Origin of the sequence: Acidipropionibacterium virtanenii (assembly GCF_003325455.1) — a bacterium.
Lineage (GTDB): Bacteria > Actinomycetota > Actinomycetes > Propionibacteriales > Propionibacteriaceae > Acidipropionibacterium > Acidipropionibacterium virtanenii.
Window position 1 is genome coordinate 3075875 of record NZ_CP025198.1, and the last position, 17741, is coordinate 3093615.

Here is a 17741-nt window from a genome sequence, read left to right on the forward strand (position 1 = left end):
CACGAACGGGTGAGCGACGCCTCAGAAGTCCCACTCGTGATTCGGGTCCGTCAGCGCGGCAGCGGTCTCCTCGACGCTGCGCAGATCCTTGAACGGGGACGAGGTGGCCAACTTCACCACGGATTCGAGCCCCATCGCCAGCGCAGCCATATTGTTCGTCTCCAGAGCATCGTCGACGACCGAGAACAGCCTGTTGAAGTTCTCCGATCTCTCGTCGAATGATCGGTCCAGATAGTTCTGCAGCAGGTCCTGCTGGGCCCTGATGTTGGCAATGGCGATATCGCGCTGGGCGGCGATCCCCACCCGCTTCGTGACCTGAACCTCCTCGAACTTGCGCACCTCGCCGGCCATCATCACCAGGCCGAGCACCGCGTCGACCACCTGGGTCGGGTCTTTGATCGTGTCATCCGCCAGCTCCTTGACGTCAGCCATCACGCCGGCGGAAAAGGCTGCCCCATCCTCAAAGGCTGCGTCGTCCTCGGTGGGCACCTCAACCTGCGGCACAGGTGACGCGCCTTTCCCATCGGCCGCGGGTGACGCATCGCTCCCGTGCGCTGCGACCTGCTCCTTCACCCAGGCTATTCCTTGATCACCGAACTCCTGATACAGGAAGGTCACGACTTTCTTGAAATCTTGGTTCACTGCTACACCTCTGTGTTCAGAACGTTCTTGACGTGGACGGTGACGGACAGGCTTTCATCGGTGAGCTCGCCGTCCTGACCCAGCAGCGGAACCTGAGCGAGCTCCACCATCGTCTTGATCAGAATCCCGCACTGGTTGAAGACCGCGGCATGGTCGGCGTCGGCGGGGTCGAACACGGGAACCAGGCCCTCGAGGCGGACGAGCAGGGGCATCAGCCGTTCACGGAGCTCATTGGTCACCCCGGTGAGTTCGTCGACACGGCGAAGGATCCCGTCCATGACGATCCACGCGCTCTCCAGGCCGGTGACGGCCAGAGCGACGTCCTCCTCGTGGATCTTCGCCTCGGTGAGCTTCTGCGCGTAGTGGGCGGACAGGATGGTGCCCGCGGCCAGAAGGGCGACGCCGACGGTGACAGTTGCGGTCGTCGCAGCCAGGACCGCGGTGCCGGCGGCGACGCCACCGCCTCCGGCGGCCAGGCTGCCCCCACCGAGCCACGCCAGGACGGCGTTCGACGCCGCCGCTCCTGACAGGGTCGAGATCGCGGTACCGGTTGAGGCAGCCCCGATCGCCGTCACACCGCCCATGACCAGGGCGGGCGTACCCAGAACCGCGGCAGCGCCCAATGCACCCGTGGCCGCCGTGGCCCCCAAAGTCTTGCTGACGGTCATATCGAGGGCGCCCATGGACTCGATGGCCTGGGTACCGATGCCGATCCCGTCGAGCAGCTCGTACTCCTTGGCACGGTTCTTCTGCTTGAGTGCCTCGAGGATCACCAGGAACTTCCCCAGGGTCTCATGCAGAGCCGTGAGTCGCAGCCGGCCGAACTCGTCGATGCGCTCCTTGAGCTGATCGCGACGCTCACCGGTGAGATCCTCGGCGGCACTGGCGTAATCCTCGCAGATCTGCTTGATCTCCGCGGAACTCCGACGATCCTGAAATCCTTGGACCCCCGAAGCGGTCTTGCCGATCTTCGCCATCGTGTGACCGCTCGCCCTGAAGGTATCGGCGTCGACACCCTGCACAGCTTCCTTCGTCCGGTGCGCGGCCCGCCCGAAAGCGGCACCGTAATCGAACCCGGTGATCCTCCTGCCGGTTTCAGCCGCCGCATGCCCGGCCGACGACGTCGCTTCGGCGACGTCCTCCTTGCGAATTCCGCTGACCCGCTTCCAGGTCTTCCCGATCCGGTCCGCGGCCTGCTTCGCTACGGCCTGAGCGTCATCGAGACCGATCTTCCCGTCTCCGGTCACATCAAGCCGATCCGGAACCGAGCGGACCCCCGACCAGACCTGGTCGGCCAACGTCTCCCTGTCGATCCCCTCCTCGGCAGCCTTCTCGGCTGCGTACTGCTCGACCGTGAAATCCGGGAAGTCACGCTCCAGCAGCGCCTCGAACGCAGTCCTCGCGGCGCGGTAGCGCTCGTCGGGAGAGACGGCCGTCAACGAGTCCTGGGACTCACCCGCTGTGTTGTCATCAGGAGTCAAGGCGCACCTCACCGCATCGTTCGTGCCGGATGCCTGGAGATCCCGAAACGGCGTCCGCACCCGACTGCTCGGACGACAGTCTGTCACACAGCCCCGGGGCAACGCGGAGACAGAGCTGGAGCCACGAGGACGCAAGGCCGCATCCCTCCTCAGCTCTCGCCCTGACTCGCCGCCCGTTCGACCGGGTCAGGTGCGCGAGTCGTGGCCCGCGCACCGGGTCCCTCCTTCATAATCGGAGGGAGCGATCCCGCCAGCATGTGAGAACTAGTTGCTTTCTCTCCCCGAATCCCATATATTCCAACATGTTCCCACATGCGGAATGCCACAGATGCGCGGCGACCACCCAACGATGCGAGGACGTCATGATCGTCACAGTCACCCCCAACCCCAGCCTGGATCGCACCGCGGGCCTCCCCGGACCGATCGTCCGCGGCCAGGTGCATCGATTCTCCGGTTCGACAGTCGTCGCCGCCGGCAAAGGGGTCAACATCTCCCGCGGGCTCCACGGGGCCGGAGTACCCACCACCGCCGTCGTTCCCGCGGCCGGCAACGACCCGCTGCTGGTCGGGCTCCTCGCCGACGGGGTCCCCACCATGGGCGTGCCGGTCTCCGAGCCGGTGCGCGTCAACCTGACCGTCACCGAACCCGACGGCACCACCACCAAGTTCAACGAGCCCGGCGCACACCTGTCTCCCGACGAGCTGACAGCCTTCGAGGACGCCGTCCTGGCCGCCGCCGACACCGCCGACTGGGTGGTGATGGCCGGCTCCCTGCCGCCCGGGATGCCGACCGACTGGTACGCCCGGATGGTGCCGCGGATTCGCGCGCACGGCGCCCGGATCGCGGTCGACACCTCCGACTCCCCACTGGTGGCACTGGCCTCCAACCTTCCCGAGTCGGCCCCGGACCTCGTCAAGCCCAACTCCGTCGAGCTCGCCCAGCTGTGCGGCGGCGACGGAAACGCCATGGAGGCCGAGGCGGCCGCAGGATCGTTCGGGCCGGTCATCGGCGCCGCACGCGACCTCATCGGCTGGGGCATCGCCGAGGTGATGGTCACTCTCGGCGGCGCCGGGGCCCTGCTCGTCCACAAGGACGGCGCCTGGCACGCCGTCGCCGAGCCCGTGGAGGTCAGGTCCACCGTCGGTGCCGGGGACTCCTCCCTGGCCGGCCTGCTGCTGGGCCGCTCCCTGGGACTTGACGACGCCGGATGCCTGCGCACCGCGGTGAGCTGGGGTTCCGCGGCGGCGTCGCTGCCCGGTTCCACCACCCCGACCATCGACCTGGCGTCCTCCATCGAGGTCACCGTCAGGCAACTCCCCTAGAACCTGTCCCCCTCTCGGGGGACAGCACCACCGGACGGCGCCACCCCGGAGCCGTCCAACCAATCCCGGATTCGGAGAGGAATCCCTGATGTCGGACTCACTCATCGATCCGCAGATCGTCGTCCTGGACGTCGACCTGGGATCTACAAAGCAAGATGTCATCAGATCGCTGGCCGGCGTGGTCGGCGAATCGGGTCGCGCCGACGGCGAGGGCCTGGCCCGCGACGCCATGGCGCGCGAGGAGCTGGCTCCCACCGGCATGCCCGGCGGCTTCGCCATCCCGCACTGCCGCTCGGAGGCGGTCAATCAGCCGTCGCTGGGCTTCGCGCGCCTGAACCCCAAGGTGGACTTCGGCGGGCCCGACGGGCCGGCCGATCTGGTCTTCATGATCTGCGGGGCGGAGGGCGCCGGCGAGGACCACATGAAGCTCCTCACCAAGCTCGCCCGTGCCCTCGTCAAGGCCGATTACGTCGAGCAGCTGCGGCAGGCCCCCGACGCCGACGCCGTGGTCTCCCTGATCCGCGGGGTCATCGAGCCCTCCGAGGCGCCCGCATCCGCACCCGCTCCCGCACCGGCCTCGGCCCCCGAGCCGGCCGACGCCGGCGACCTGGTCCACGTCGTCGCGGTGACCGCCTGCCCCACCGGCATCGCCCACACCTACATGGCGGCCGACTACCTCACCGACGCCGGCAAGGAGATGGGGGTCGACGTCAAGGTCGAGCCGCAGGGCTCCACCGGCGTCGAGCCCCTCGACGACGCCGACATCGCCAAGGCCGACGCCGTCATCTTCGCCACCGACGTCGGCGTGCGCAACAAGGCGCGGTTCGCCGGCAAGCCGGTGATCGAGTCCGGCGTCAAGCGCGCCGTCAACGAGCCGAAGAAGATGATCGAGGAGGCCGTCGCGGCCGCCAAGAATCCGCACGCCCACCGGGTGGCGGCCGATGACGGCGGGGCCGAGGAGGGTGGAGACGACAAGTCCCAGCTCAGCTGGGGCAAGCGGATCCAGCAGGCGCTGATGACCGGCGTCTCCTACATGATCCCGTTCGTCGCCGCCGGCGGACTGCTCATCGCCCTGAGCTTCCTGGTCGCGGGCTTCCAGGTGTCGTTCATCTCCGAGTACGTGATGGGGAACTTCTCGATCACCCACCTGCCCTCATTCGCGGACCTGCAGGCTGCGACCAGGCTCGCCGACGCGCCGTTCACACTCGCCCAGATATCGTCGCTGAACCACGCCGGGTTCCTGATCTTCCTCGGCTCGGCACTCAACGTCATCGGCAACCTGGCCTTCAGCTTCCTGGTGCCGGCCCTGGCCGGTTACATCGGATTCGCGCTGGCCGATCGTCCCGGTATCGCCCCCGGCTTCGTCGCCGGTGCCATCGCGGTGTTCATGTCCGCCGGATTCCTCGGCGGCCTGATCGGCGGCCTGATCGCCGGTCTCATCGCGATGTGGATCGCCTCCTGGACCGTGCCGAAGTGGCTGCGCGGTCTCATGCCCGTGGTCATCATCCCGCTGCTGACATCGCTGATCACCGGCCTGCTGATGCTCTTCGTGCTGGGCCGCCCGATCGCCCTGCTGATGAAGGCCATGACCAACGGCCTGGCCAACATGCCGGCCTCACTGACCGTCGTGCTGGGCATCATCCTGGGCCTTATGATGTGCGCCGATCTCGGCGGGCCCATCAACAAGACCGCCTACCTCTTCGCCACCGCCGGGCTGAGCGTCACCGACGAGGCGTCCATGAAGGTGATGGCCGCCGTGATGGCCGCCGGCATGGTCCCGCCGCTGGCGATGGCCCTGTCGACCGTGCTGCGGCCCAAGCTGTACACCAAGGCCGAGCAGGAGAACGGCACTGCCGCCTGGCTGCTGGGAGCCTCCTTCATCTCCGAGGGAGCGATTCCGTTCGGCGCCGCCGACCCGGGCCGGGTGCTCCCCTCGATGATGGTGGGCGGGGCAGTCACCGGAGCCATCTCGATGGGGCTTGGCGCCGCGTCGAAGGCTCCGCACGGCGGGATCTTCGTCTTCTTCGCGATTGACCGGTTCTGGGCCTTCGCCCTGGCGATCATCGCCGGTGCCGTCGTCTCCGGCCTGTTGGTCACCTTCCTGAAATCCAGAGGGGCCGCCAAGAAGGAGAGCACCAAGGAGGTGACGGCCTCAGCCGCCGCGTGACGTCAGTCCTCGGTCCCGGGAGTCGGGTTCACATCCCTATTGCGAGTACCGGCGTCGACTCCCGGGGTGAGTGTTGGATATCGTCGTAGTTGTCCACCCCGTCAGGAGTGCGTTCGCAGTTGTCGCGGTTCTGACGTCAACGGCACCGGCAACGGTCCCGGGAAGCCACCCGGCTCCCCGGAACGGCCAGCGCCACATCAAGATCAACCACCCCGTCCCACCAGACGGATTCAGAAGGAAAGAAGGCTCACCATGGCCAAGAAGGTCGTCACGGTCGGTTCGTCCGTCGGACTCCACGCCCGTCCCGCAGCCACCATCTCCCAGGAGGCTGCCAAGCTCGGTAGCGCCGTCACCCTCGCCACCGAGGGGCACGAGCCCATCGATGCCCGCTCCACCCTGCTCATCATGACCCTGGGTGCCGGTGCCGGCGACTACGTCACGGTCGAGGGCGACAACGACGCGGATGTCGAGGCCGTCGCCGCTCTGGTCGCCAAGGACCTGGACGCCTGATTCCACCACCTCACGCCTGAGGGCCGGCCCCGTCGGGGCCGGCCCTCAGTGTCTCTACACGCCGATCCGGCTCGGTATCGTGGCCTCCACCTTCCCCAGACGCCGCTCACCCCGTCATGTTCCCCGGCCTTGGCACCCGCCACCCGCCGAGATGCTGTGAGGTAGCTTTGCGTCTCCAACTCGGCGTTGGCCCTCCTGCAGGGGGATGAAAGCCGAGGAAGAGGCGAAAGGCAGTCTCACGGGACCCGATATCGACAGGTGGGCGAGACAGGATGGATCCCGAAGCCGTCTTCACGGACGCCGCACCCCGACAGGACGGCCCGCTTGTCAGCCGCGGTAGCCGTTGGCCCTCAACAGCTTCATCAGCCGTGCGGCCGCCTTCTCGGGTTTTCTGAGGTCCTGGGCCATGAAACGCGTGAATTCATATCCTTGAGCACGGATGTCAGCCTCGCGGGCCTTCTCCCTTGCGATGGCGTCGGCGGCAGTCTCCCCGGGCTTCAGAAGCGTGGTGTACTTGCCCATTCCGTCGTACTCCGCCACGACCTTCCAGTCGGGCCACCCGAAGTCATTTCTGGACACGAACCGCCCGTCCGGATCGCGCAGCACGAATTGCAGCACCGGCAACGGGCAACCCAGTGCCGCCAAGTGGGCCCGCATCATTGATTCTCCGGGACTCTCCGGCACGGCACTCGCCAGTTCCACCGCTCGGGCAGCGGCCTTGCTCCCCCTCCACCCCGAACTCCGGCCCACGAGCTCCTGCATCCGCCCGAGGCTCCCGCCGGCACGAAGGACGGCGTCGATTCCATGAGACCGGTCGCCAGCCCGTGCTGGCGCGCCAGGTCGATCGCGGTTCTCTCAGGACACGTGACGGGGAGACCATCGACGGTGATGACCTCGTCGTCCTCGATGTCACAGACCCGCGTCATCAACTGCTCCCGCCGGTGGGCACTGCGTCCCTTCGGCCGAGTGATCCAGACCGCTTCAAGCCCCTCGTAGGGCACCGGGAGCCCCAGGATCACTGCCGCAGAGGTGTGGCTCAATGCCCAGGAGTCGGCCCTCAGAATGGGGGTCGTCGCCGCGATCAGCTGGCAGTGGCGGACGACGGCGTCGTCGCTCAGGGCTCCCTCCACGACGGCGCCGCGCCGCACCCTCGACCAAGTGCCGTCCCGCACTCCACGAGCCAATTTGTCGGCGTCGATTCCATTGCACGTCAGGTCCCTGACGAGTCGAACCCTCGCCACGGCGTCATCCATTCCGCTATTCATGGGAAGAGTCCGCCAGATCACCGAACTTCATGGCAAGGTTCTGTGCGAAAATCTGTGGAAAGCACACTTCAGCGAAATTGCCCTGTGGACAAGTGGATTTTTCGCCTTCCGCCTCCTACTCTGCTTTGTCCCTCTTGCAGGAGGGCCAAAGCAGAGTTCAAGACGCAAAGCGAAGACACAGGCAATGGCGAGGAAGAGCCCGTGGATGGCGGCCCTGGCGACCCGGTAGCAGGTCAGGGACGGCCGGGCCGGTCGGCTTCGGGAGGCTCGAGGGACGTGTCATCCCCCGGCCTCGCCATCAGCACCGCCACCGCGGCGGCCACCAGCCACCACACGAAGGAGACCTGGAAGTTCTTCACCAGGTAGGTGTCCAGCAGCAGTGCGGGACAGCTGGCCAGCAGGGCCATGCAGGTCCCCGCGTACCGGCCGCGGAACCCGCGCAGGCAGCACGCCACGACGGTCACCAGGCAGACCATCAGCAGCACCAGCCCGACGACGCCCAGCTCCCCGGTCACCTGGACGATCGTGTTGTGGGCGTGGGCCAGGGACTTGCCGTAGGGTCCGCGACGCAGCCCGTGGATCGCCCCGGGAACGATCCCGCTCTCAATGGCGAACCACGGCCACAAGGTGGCGTAGCCACGGCCCATGATGATCGTCGAGGGATCCACGCTGACCGCCCGCCAGGCCACCTTCCAGGTCTCGGCCCGGTCGTGGTCGACGAGCCCGCCGCCACGCAGCCACACCACCACCAGGCCGATCACGGCCAGGGCCGCCAACCCCAGGGCGCCGAGGATCCGCACTCTCCGACTGCCCGCAGGCCGGCCGGCGGACCGCCCCCAGAAGAACAGCAGGACGCAGAACAGCCCCAGGCAGATCAGCCCGGCCCGCGATCCACTGAGCCCGATGGCGAGGCCCAGGGCCACGATGACGAACCAGGACGCCCCGACCAGACGGCGCCTGCGGATCGCGTCGACAGCCGCCCCGATCCCCAGCAGCAGCGCCAGGTGGTAGGTGGCCTGCCCCCCGAGCTGGGTGGAGGTGCGCCACATCAGCATTCCGTCGACGGCGCGGCGCACGAAGGCCTGGCGGGTGGCGATCTCCCAGCCGATCGCGACGAGGGTGGACGCCGCCAGCACCAGGAAGATCCGCCACAGCGCCCCCGGCAGCCGATCCCGTCCGATCAGGGCCACCAGCCCGACAGCCACCAGGGCCGTCAACGCCGCCTCGACCAGCGGCACCACCATCGACGCCATCGGCAGCCGGATGTGCTCCAGGGGGCCGTAACGGGTGGTCAGCGCCACATGGGTGGTCATCGGGATGGTGATGCCCGCCCAGCACAGCATGGCCAGGAAGGGCAGCGCGATCAGCCCCAGGGACCGCCGCCCCTGCCTTCCCGTCCCGCCGTGACGCCCTGACTCCCGGCCTCGGACCACCGCCAGCACCAGGCAGGCGGCCCCGGCCACCCCCATGACCACCAGCAGCATCGGGTAGGCGCGATCGGAAGCGATGGGCTGGTCGGTGCTGATGAAGGTGAGCACGACCAGCAGCAGGGCGGCCAGGAGCTCGGCGCACCCGGCCACCGGATCGGCGGACCACCAGGTCCTCGCAGCCGTTCCTGCGGCCCGCGCGCGTCCTCTCGGCCCGCTCCCGCCGTTGCGCGTCCTACTGCTCATCCCTCTCCTCCCGCGATCGCCGGGCGCCGACAGGGCCCGGGCTCCCCTTGGAGTCCCGGGCCCTGGACCGCGTCAGAACGGCGTCCCGACCGTCTCGGACGACGTGCTCAGCCCACCTGGACGAACTCGTTGGTGGCCGCGGAGCGGATCATCGCCTCGCAGACCTCCACCACCTTGGCCCCCTGGGTCATGGTGACGATGTCGGAGTCCAAGCCGCGCACGGCGTCGCGGAAGTTCTCGTGCTCGGTGCGCAGCGGCTCGGGCTTGGGGATCGCGAACCGGGTGACGTCGCCCTCGGCCACGCCGCGGAAGTTCGCGATATCGTCCCACACCGTCTCCACATTGGCGTTGGCGTAGAAGGTGAGATCGGCGGTGAGCGTGTCCGCGATGAACATGCCCTTCTCACCGGTGACGAAGGTGCGGCGCTCCTTGGTGGGGGTCAGCCAGTTGACGAGGTGGTTGCTCATCAGCCCGCCGGACAGCTGGCAGGTGGCCGAGACCATGTCCTCGAACTCGCGCCCGGCCTTGAACATGGTGCGTGCCGCCACCAGTTCGAAGTCCCGCTGGGTGACCCAGGACGTGAGGTCGACGTCATGGCTGGCGAGGTCCTTCACCACGCCGACATCGGCGATACGGGCCGGGAAGGGCCCCTGACGACGGGTGGCGATCTGGTACAGATCGCCCAGGTCGCCGTTCTCCAGGCGCTTGCGCAGCGACTGCAGGGCGGGGTTGTAGCGCTCGATGTGCCCGACCGCGCCCACCAGCCCGCGGCTGGAGAAGGCGTCGGCCAGACGTCGCGCGGCCACCGTGTCGTATGCCAGGGGCTTCTCGATGAGGGCGTGGACGCCGGCCTCGGCCAGCTTGAGCCCGATCTCCTCGTGGAACTTGGTGGGGGCGGCGACCACGCAGTAGTCGACCCCCTCGGCGATCACGGCGTCGACGTCGGGCAGGATCGGCAGATCGCCGGCCACCCCGAACGGGTCCTTGCCTGCGGCGTCGGCGATGGCGACCAGGTCGACCCCGTCGATCGCCCGCAGGTTACGGACGTGGTTCTTGCCCATCGAGCCGATGCCGACCATGCCGGCGCGCAGGTTCGCCATCTCAGGCACCCGCCTTGGCCACCGCGTTCACGGCCTCGACGACGCGCTCCAGGTCGGCCTGGGTGAGCGAGGGATGCACCGGCAGGGAGACGCACTCGGAGGCGACCTTCTCGGTGTTCGGCAGCTCGAGGCCGGGGGCGTAGGGGGCCAGCGAGGGCAGTCGGTGGTTCGGGATCGGGTAGTAGACGCCCGAGCCGACCTGGTACTCGTCCTTGAGGGCGGCGGTGAAGCGGTCGCGCTCGGCGCCGGTCGCCCCCTCGAGGCGGATCGTGTACTGGTGGTAGACGTGCACGTAGCCCTCGGGCACGTGCGGGGTGACGGCCTCGGTGATGTTGGCCGACAGGAAGGCCGCGTTCTGCTGGCGGGTCTTCGTCCAGCCCGCCAGCTTGCCCAGCTGCACCCGGCCGATGGCGGCGTTGATGTCGGTCATCCGGTTGTTGAGGCCGACCAGCTCGTTGGCGTAGCGCTTCTCCATGCCCTGGTTGCGGATCATGGCCGCCTTGCGGGCCACCTCGGCATCGGAGGTGGTGATCATGCCGCCCTCGCCGGCGGTCATGTTCTTGGTGGGGTAGAAGGAGAAGGCGCCGAAGGTGCCGAAGGTGCCGACGTGCTGGCCGTCGATGGCGGCGGCGTGCGCCTGGGCGGCGTCCTCGAAGAGGGCCAGGCCGTGCTTGTCGGCGATCTGGCGCAGCGCCGTCATGTTCGCCGGGAGGCCGTACAGGTGGACGGGCAGGATGCCGGCGGTCTTCTCGGTGACCGAGGCCTCCACGGAGGCCGGGTCCAGGGTGAAGGTGACGGGATCGACGTCGGCGAAGACCGGCTTCGCGTTGGACAGGGCGACCGAGTTGCCGGTGGCGGCGAAGGTGAAGGAGGGCACGATCACCTCGTCGCCGGCCCCGATGCCCGAGGCCAGCAGGCCGATGTGCAGGGCGGAGGTGCCGGAGTTGACGGCCACCGCGTGGACGCCGTCAGCCACCTGCTCGGAGAACTCCTCCTCGAAGGCATGCACCTGCGGACCCTGGGCGACCTGTCCGGAGGCGAGGACGGCGTCGACGGCCCTGCGCTCGTCCTCACCGATGATCGGCCTGGCCGGAGGAATGAATTCGTAGGTCAACGTGTAACTCCTTGTTCTGCGGCGTCGGTACGCCGAAATATGTCAGGGACGGACTGTGTCAGGGGGTGGACGGGCCGTTCAGCCCTCGCTCACCAGGGTCAGGGTGTCGGTGGCGGGATCCTCGACGAAGCGGTCCCTGGTGCGGGTGTCGATCCAGCGGTGCTCGCCCTCGGGCTCCAGCGGGAAGCCGGAGCGCCCGACCCACTTGATCCGCCGGGCGGGGACCCCCGCCACCAGGGCGAAGGGAGTCACATCCTTGACGACCACCGATCCGGCGGCCACGGTGGCCCACTCGCCGATGGTCACGGGTGCGACGCAGACGCTGCGGGCGCCGATCGAGCAGCCGTGCTTGAGGGTGACCCCCACCGGCTCCCAGTCGTCGGCGCTCTTGACGCTGCCGTCGGGGTTGCAGGCCCTCGGGAAGTGGTCGTTGGTGAGCACGACGGCCGGTCCGATGAAGACGCCGTCCTCCAGATACGCCGGCTCGTAGACGAGGGCGTAGTTCTGGATCTTGCAGTTGTCGCCGACGTGTACGCCCTCGCCGATGTAGGCCCCACGGCCCACCACGACGTTCTCGCCGAGCTGGGCGCCCGACCTCACCTGGGACAGGTGCCACACCGACGAGCCGTCGCCGATGGTCACCCCGTCGTCGAGGTCAGCGGTCGGGATGATCCGTGGTTCACTCATCTGTTCGCCCTTCGGAACTGGGTTTCTTCCGCGCTCAGCCTACTCGTGGCCCCGGGCCGCCGCACGGCTGGCAGCCGCGCGGCGGGCGATCCGGTACCGCCGCGGCAGCCCGCGGCCCGCCTGCCCCGGGGCGGTGACAACGGTCTTCAGATCCTCCCGCAGCCGCCATCGACGGGCCTCCAGAAGGGCCTGGCACCAGATCGCGACCGTGCCCATGTGGCACCACACGACCGGCGACTTGAGGTAGGAGCTGTTGGCCATCGCCAGCAGCGGCGAGACGGCCAGCAGCAGGACGACCCCCTGCAGCAGAAGGCTCTCCGCGGCCGCGCGCGGGCGCCTGCGGGACGCTGCCCGCCAGTCGCGGCGCACCGCCCGCACCAGGGTGGCCAGTGCCAGGGCCACGATGAGGGAGCCGACGAGCAGGCCGTAGCCGACGAAGACCTCGGTGAATCCGCTGTGCGGGTCGACGGTGGTGTACGTCGGCCAGGGTGCGTACTCGAGCCGTATGGTGAACTGGCCGGGCCCCTGGCCCAGGCCGTGCTTGTCGGCGAACATCCACAGCGCGTCCTGGTAGACGTGCAGCCGGGAGCGGCCCGACAGGGAGCCCAGGTTGAACAGGGCGGTGTCGACCACGCGCAGCAGCCTGTGCAGGCGTCCGGTCACCACGATGAGACCTGCCCCCAGCACCCCGACGGCGGCCACGGTCAGCGTCAACGGCCGGCTGAGCAGCAACATCCACACGAACAGCAGCGCGACGGCCGCCAGGCACAGCCGCGAGCCGGTGAGCAGCACCAGGACCGGCGCGATGAGGGCGAAGAGGAAGTAGAGGTGGCGCAGCCGCCCGGTCTCCAACCGCCAGCCCACGATCATCACGCCCATGCCGACGATGAGGAAGTAGGCGAAGAGGTTGGGGTTGACCATGAAGGAGGCGATATCGGTGGCCCGGCTGCGCACGTACTCCGAGGAGCCCTCGCGGTAGTTGGGCATGTGGATGCCGGTCGCGACCTCGAAGAAGGCGGGCAGGCAGACGATGATCATGCCGATGAGCCAGGACCGGCACAGCCGGACCAGCCAGCTGGCGTCCTTGGCCGCCATCGTCATCGCCACCATGGTCGCCAGCCCGATGCCGACCCCCAGGAGTTCCCGGTATCCGGTCCCCGGCCGGGCGAGGAAGACCCCCCAGACCAGCCAGAGCGCCCCCACCAGCACGACCGACCAGGCGACGCTGCTCATCCGGTCGCGGCAGGCCACCACCAGCACCACCAGGACGGCGGCCAGGGCCCGCACCGGCACGATCGGCCCCAGGGTGACGGTGGAGGCCCACGCCGATGCGAGGGGCAGCAGCAGGAAGGCCCACCGGAGGCAGAACTCCAGGAACCGGGCGCGCGCACCGGCGGTGCCCGGTTCGGCGCCGGTGACCCGCGCCACGTTGAGAACTGACATCGGCCCTCAGCCTAGGCCCGGCCGGCCAGCTCGGTGAGGGTGGTGGTGAAGCGGCGGTAGTTGGCGTCGGCGTCGTAGCGCTCGGCGATCCGGGCGGCCATCTGCTCGCGGACGGCCGGGTCCTTGACGGCCTCGGCCCGCCCGGCGATGAAGGCGGCGACCTGGTCGGGTGCCGGGTCGGCGTCCATCAGCCAGTGCTCGGCCAGGATCTCGCGCACCCCGCCGACGTCGGTGCCGATCACCGGCACCCCCCGGGCCATGGCCTCCATCATGGAGACCGGGATCCCCTCAGAGGAGCTCGTGTTGACCAGTACATCGACCGGGTGGCCGGGGTACCAGGCGAGCAGCTCCTCGTTGGGCAGCTGGCCCATCCACTCCACGTCGATCCCGAGCGGCGCCAGGACCTCCTCGGCGCGTCGAGCCAGCTCGTCGTGGAGGGGTCCGGCCCCGAAGTGGCGCCAGGTCAGGTGCAGGTCGGGGCGCATCCCGGCCAGTGCGGCGAGGGAGTCGATGAGCAGGTCGAGGCGCTTGAAGCGGCTCATGGTGCTCACCGAGACGACGGTGAACTCCCCCGCCCCGGTGGCCGGGCACCGCTGCGCCGACGACGGGAGGGCAACGCCGAGCCGGCTGACCCGCACCCGCTCGGGCGGGAAACCGTAGCGTTCGACGGCGTGCCGTCCGCCGTCGGAGGCGATCGGCATCAGAAGATCCAGGTCCTCGGCGATCTGGCGGACGACGGGGTGAAAGCGCAGCGGATGGCGCTCCTCGTAGACGTCGGCGTTGTGGGTCCGCGCGACGGCGTGCCGCACTCGTGGCCGGCCGCGCCCGCGCTCCAAGGCCGCCGCGTCCGCGGAGACCGACAGCCAGTAGGCGTAGGCGAGATCGATCCCGCCGCGATCGGCGGCGATCCGGCGCAGCATCCTGCGCACCACCGCGACCTGGATCGCGGTGCGCAGCACGTAGCCGATATGTCGCGGATCCAGCAGGCCCATCCGACGCAGCTGAGCCAGATCCCGGTACAGCACCGGCGAGGCGAGCGCCTCGCACGCTCCCAGGGCCCGCCAGCCGGGGCCGGTCCAGCGCCGCGTCAGCCTGGTGTCGACCTCGACCCCGGGCGGCACGGGTCGCACCGCGGCGTCGGGATGGTCGTTCTTCTCGGGAACCACGACGAGGTCGACGTCGCATTCCGCCCAGTGCGGCAGCTCACTCTCGATGAACTGCTCACCGGGCCCGAAGGGGAACCGCGATGTGAGCATCACGATCACCGGACGCCGCGCCTCGCCCACGGGTTCCTCCTCCAGAGATGCCGTCTGCTGGTCTAGGGTGGTCGCGATCCTAGCAGTCGACACTCACAGATCGGTGTTCCACGGATGCAGCTTCGAGCGGTAGCAAAGAACATGCGCCACTACTGGATCTCGGCGGTCGTCCTCGCCCTGATCAGCACGGTGGTCGTCGGGTTCGTCCATTACTCCACATCGAAGCCGACCTACACGAGCAATGCGGACGTCGTCTTCACCTCCCGCGCCTTCGAGTCCTTCCGCGATCCTGATTCCGCGGCCTCCTACACCACCTCTCTGGTGCAGACCTACAGCAACTACCTGCAGTCCCCCAGCGTGCTGGGCCCGATCGCCCACTCCATCGATCCGGCCATGAACGCCTCCAACCTCAAGCAGGGCATCGAGTTCACCCCGGGGCCGATGCTGCTCCAGCTGAGCTACGAGAGCGGCTCCAAGGCCCAGGGCGACAAGGTGATGAAGGCCCTCACCGATGAGGTGCGCAGGGCGGTCGGCCAGACCCCGACCACCAGCGACAAGACCCCGGTGATCGAGATCGCCCGGACCAGCGTCTCCACCACCCAGGTGGCTGGCACCACCGCCTCGCTCACCCGCAGCGGTGCCATCGGGCTGCTCATCGGGCTGGTGATCGGCCTGGTCTACCTGTTCCTGCGGGCCCTGCTGGACACCCGGGTGCGCAGCGTCGACGCCGTCATGGAGGTCACCGACTCCTCGGTGCTGGGCGCCCTCCCCAAGGCGGTGGGCGTCGGCACGGATGTGACGGTGCTGGCCCGCAACCTGCGATTCATCGCCCCGCGCGACGGAGCCCGGACCGTCCTGCTGGCCTCCTCGGTGCCGGGCGAGGGAGCCGGGGAGGTGGCCCTGCGCGCCGCCGACGAGCTGGCGGGGACCGGAGACCGAGTACTGCTCATCGACGCCGACCTGCGTGGCCACCAGGCCACCACCGCGGCCGGTGCGAGCGGCGAGGGGCTGGCCGATGTGCTGGCCGGGCGCGCCGAGGCGTCCGACGTCATCGTGACGCGCGAGACGTCGAGGCACGAGGGCGCCGCCCTGCTGCCGGCCGGCTCAGCGGTCGGCAACCCCGCCGAGCTGCTGGCCGGCGAGAAGCCGGCCGCCACGCTGGCCGCCCTGGCCGGCGACTACGACGAGGTGATCCTGGCCGGCGCGCCGATCCTGTCGGGATCGGACTCGCTGCTCATCGCACCGCTGGTGGCCGCGACGGTACCGGTGATCGGCCTGGGCCGGGTGAACAGGTCCGATCTGGTGGAGTGCCTCGAGCTGCTGGACGCCGGCGACGCGACGCTGGGCGGTGTGGTGCTGACCGGCGTCACGCGCCCGACGAGCGGGAAGGATCCGTATTCCCCGCTGGCGACGGCGGCGCAGCACTGAGAGCCGTGAAGGCCACCGTCCACCACCACAGGCTCAGCGAGAAGTTCTTGGTGAGATAGGTGTCGAAGACCCAGGCGACGGTGGTGGCCGCCAGGGCCAGGGTCGTCACCGGGGCGCCGATCCTCCCGCCTGAGCGCACGGCGTCGACGGCCTTCTTCCACAGCAGTCCGACGATCATCAGCAGGACGGCCAGCATCACGACGCCCAGCTCGGCCCCGACGGCCACGTAGAGCGAGTGGGCCGAGCTGAGCACCGCCCCGTCGGGACCGATCACCCGGCCGTCACCGGGAGCGGGGATGTGCTTGGCCTCCACCGCGTACCAGGGGAACAGCGTCCCCGATCCCACCCCTGCCAGGATCTTGGCGGGCCCGGCGGTGACTGCGTCGAGGGCGGCCCGGTAGGTGGCCACGCGCAACGGCGACTGCCAGACGGTGAAGCGGTGCAGCGAGGGCACCAAGGACACCGCCGCCCACAGGATCAGCGCCCCGGCCGCCACGAGGCCGAGGATCACCCGACGGGCCGTGCCGCGCCCCCAGGTGACCAGCACCAGCACCGCGGTGACCGCCAGCATCACCAGCCCGCTGCGCGAGCCGGTGAGGCAGGTGAGCGCCAGCCCCGCCGCGGCACCGGCCCACCATCCGAGGACGACGCCGCGCGGCCGCCCGTCCCGGCGGGCGGCCAGGCCCCGGTCGACGAGCACGGTGGCGGCCAGCAGCAGGGCGACGTGCAGCACCGCCGAGCCGCCCATCCCCGACGCCACCCGGGGGCTGTGATGAATGTCGGCCTGTACCGGCCAGTCGGACAGCGTGCCGGTGAGCACCACCAGCCCCGCCCCGGGCAGCACCCGGCCGCGCACCGTTCGCCCCATGGCCGCGACGACTGTCAGCGCAGCGGTCATGGTGAGCCATCCGGTCGCCGCCGGCATCAGCTGGTAGATCCGCGGGATCTCCCCCTGCCGGATCACGGCCCGGGGAGCCACCAGGGACGAGACCACCGACCATGCGGAGATGAGGCTGAAGGCACCGGCCAGCCACCATGCCGCCGGGCTCAGCTCGCCGCGCCGACGCCATGCCGAGGGTGCGGCGACCAGCGTGGCGGCGGCGCACAGCACGAACTGGAAGCTGACGATCCAGGGTCGCCCGGCCACCCCGTGCCGGAAATCGACGAACTGCATGGCGGCCATCACCAGGATGACGGTCGCACCGAGCAGGGAGGGCCACAGGGCGGATCTGTCGGACCTGTCGGATTCGGAACGGTCGGATTCGGTCGGCGAGCGCATGGCCCCCCATCTTTCCATCCTGGTGGCGGCTCCTCCACGACCCCGCCCCCAGGCAACCGGTCAGCGACGGCCGACCGTGTCGCCGTGTGTAGCATTCAGCGGTGTGAGCAACTCGACCGAATCGCACAACCTCGCCGAGCACGAGCCCGCCGAGCACCAGGCCGCTGAACCCGTCGATCTGCTGGGCTACCTCAGGAGGATGGGGCACTACTGGATCGCCGGGCTGGTCGCCGCCGTCATCGTCGCCGGGGCACTGCTGGGGTTCGGTGCCACGAGGTCCACCATCCCGGTCGGCACAGTCTGGGCGAAGGCCCATGTCATGGTGACTCTGCCAACTCCGAAGAATGAGGCGGACGCGACCGTCCAGGCCGAGG

The 17741-nt window shown here is 69.2% G+C and carries 15 protein-coding genes; 4 read left to right on the forward strand and 11 right to left on the reverse strand.

Going from position 1 to position 17741, the window contains the following annotated elements; translation table 11 throughout:
* Positions 1-21: 21 nt before the first annotated feature.
* Together JS278_RS16220 and JS278_RS14230 are read right to left on the reverse strand one after the other, a co-directional pair.
* A complete protein-coding gene (locus tag JS278_RS16220; RefSeq protein ID WP_220149987.1) occupies positions 22-642 on the reverse strand; it encodes a hypothetical protein in 621 nt (206 codons plus the stop codon).
* Between the two features lie 2 nt (positions 643-644).
* The gene (locus JS278_RS14230; protein ID WP_147243234.1) at positions 645-2123 is read right to left on the reverse strand and encodes a hypothetical protein; all 1479 of its coding nucleotides are present in this window, start codon (positions 2121-2123) and stop codon (positions 645-647) included.
* A 362-nt stretch (positions 2124-2485) separates the two neighbouring features.
* Here JS278_RS14230 and JS278_RS14235 point away from each other — a divergent pair, with 362 nt between their 5' ends.
* The 3 genes from JS278_RS14235 to JS278_RS14245 all read left to right on the forward strand — a co-directional run bounded on the left by JS278_RS14235 (position 2486) and on the right by JS278_RS14245 (position 6122).
* Entirely contained in the window at positions 2486-3445 is a 960-nt protein-coding gene (locus JS278_RS14235) for a 1-phosphofructokinase family hexose kinase (RefSeq protein WP_114045769.1), read from the forward strand.
* A gap of 88 nt (positions 3446-3533) precedes the next feature.
* Complete coding sequence (locus tag JS278_RS14240; protein ID WP_114045770.1) at positions 3534-5612, forward strand: PTS fructose transporter subunit IIABC; 2079 nt, start codon at positions 3534-3536, stop codon at positions 5610-5612.
* 252 nt (positions 5613-5864) lie between these two features.
* A complete protein-coding gene (locus JS278_RS14245) occupies positions 5865-6122 on the forward strand; it encodes an HPr family phosphocarrier protein (protein WP_114045771.1) in 258 nt (85 codons plus the stop codon).
* Positions 6123-6449: 327 nt separating this feature from the next.
* On the opposite strand, the gene JS278_RS14250 is transcribed toward JS278_RS14245, so the two are convergent.
* The 8 genes from JS278_RS14250 to JS278_RS14285 all read right to left on the reverse strand — a co-directional run bounded on the left by JS278_RS14250 (position 6450) and on the right by JS278_RS14285 (position 14690).
* A complete protein-coding gene (locus JS278_RS14250; protein ID WP_147243235.1) occupies positions 6450-6779 on the reverse strand; it encodes a hypothetical protein in 330 nt (109 codons plus the stop codon).
* A complete protein-coding gene (locus JS278_RS14255) occupies positions 6779-7294 on the reverse strand; it encodes a hypothetical protein (protein WP_147243236.1) in 516 nt (171 codons plus the stop codon). The genes JS278_RS14250 and JS278_RS14255 overlap by 1 nt, the downstream gene beginning before the upstream one ends.
* Positions 7295-7620: 326 nt before the next feature.
* Positions 7621-9060 carry an O-antigen ligase family protein gene (locus JS278_RS14260; protein WP_147243237.1) on the reverse strand — a complete coding sequence of 480 codons (1440 nt, stop codon included), beginning with the start codon at positions 9058-9060 and terminating at the stop codon, positions 7621-7623.
* A 107-nt stretch (positions 9061-9167) separates the two neighbouring features.
* Positions 9168-10160: a Gfo/Idh/MocA family protein gene (locus JS278_RS14265; RefSeq protein ID WP_114045775.1), complete on the reverse strand. Its 993-nt coding sequence runs from the start codon at positions 10158-10160 to the stop codon at positions 9168-9170.
* 1 nt (position 10161) lies between these two features.
* A complete protein-coding gene (locus JS278_RS14270) occupies positions 10162-11274 on the reverse strand; it encodes a DegT/DnrJ/EryC1/StrS family aminotransferase (RefSeq protein ID WP_114045776.1) in 1113 nt (370 codons plus the stop codon).
* A gap of 78 nt (positions 11275-11352) precedes the next feature.
* Positions 11353-11961, reverse strand: coding sequence for an acyltransferase (locus tag JS278_RS14275; protein ID WP_114045777.1), 609 nt, complete (start codon positions 11959-11961; stop codon positions 11353-11355).
* Between the two features lie 39 nt (positions 11962-12000).
* Positions 12001-13404: an O-antigen ligase family protein gene (locus JS278_RS14280; protein WP_114045778.1), complete on the reverse strand. Its 1404-nt coding sequence runs from the start codon at positions 13402-13404 to the stop codon at positions 12001-12003.
* A gap of 11 nt (positions 13405-13415) precedes the next feature.
* Positions 13416-14690, reverse strand: coding sequence for a glycosyltransferase (locus JS278_RS14285; RefSeq protein ID WP_114045779.1), 1275 nt, complete (start codon positions 14688-14690; stop codon positions 13416-13418).
* Positions 14691-14801: 111 nt separating this feature from the next.
* Here JS278_RS14285 and JS278_RS14290 point away from each other — a divergent pair, with 111 nt between their 5' ends.
* A complete protein-coding gene (locus JS278_RS14290; RefSeq protein WP_114045780.1) occupies positions 14802-16088 on the forward strand; it encodes a tyrosine-protein kinase domain-containing protein in 1287 nt (428 codons plus the stop codon).
* Here the strand turns inward: JS278_RS14290 and JS278_RS14295 are convergent.
* Positions 16027-17367, reverse strand: coding sequence for an O-antigen ligase family protein (locus tag JS278_RS14295; protein ID WP_114045781.1), 1341 nt, complete (start codon positions 17365-17367; stop codon positions 16027-16029). The two genes, JS278_RS14290 and JS278_RS14295, sit on opposite strands and share 62 nt — an antisense overlap.
* Between the last annotated feature and the right edge of the window lie 374 nt (positions 17368-17741).

Bases quoted from the DNA above. Each gene is read 5' to 3' on its own strand.
- JS278_RS14235 (WP_114045769.1), top strand. From the start codon at position 2,486: ATGATCGTCACAGTCACCCCCAACCCCAGCCTGGATCGCACCGCGGGC.
- JS278_RS14240 (WP_114045770.1), top strand. From the start codon at position 3,534: ATGTCGGACTCACTCATCGATCCGCAGATCGTCGTCCTGGACGTCGAC.
- JS278_RS14245 (WP_114045771.1), top strand. From the start codon at position 5,865: ATGGCCAAGAAGGTCGTCACGGTCGGTTCGTCCGTCGGACTCCACGCC.
- JS278_RS14250 (WP_147243235.1), bottom strand. From the start codon at position 6,779: ATGCGGGCCCACTTGGCGGCACTGGGTTGCCCGTTGCCGGTGCTGCAA.
- JS278_RS14260 (WP_147243237.1), bottom strand. From the start codon at position 9,060: ATGAGCAGTAGGACGCGCAACGGCGGGAGCGGGCCGAGAGGACGCGCG.
- JS278_RS14265 (WP_114045775.1), bottom strand. From the start codon at position 10,160: ATGGCGAACCTGCGCGCCGGCATGGTCGGCATCGGCTCGATGGGCAAG.
- JS278_RS14275 (WP_114045777.1), bottom strand. From the start codon at position 11,961: ATGAGTGAACCACGGATCATCCCGACCGCTGACCTCGACGACGGGGTG.
- JS278_RS14280 (WP_114045778.1), bottom strand. From the start codon at position 13,404: ATGTCAGTTCTCAACGTGGCGCGGGTCACCGGCGCCGAACCGGGCACC.
- JS278_RS14290 (WP_114045780.1), top strand. From the start codon at position 14,802: ATGCGCCACTACTGGATCTCGGCGGTCGTCCTCGCCCTGATCAGCACG.
- JS278_RS14295 (WP_114045781.1), bottom strand. From the start codon at position 17,367: ATGCGCTCGCCGACCGAATCCGACCGTTCCGAATCCGACAGGTCCGAC.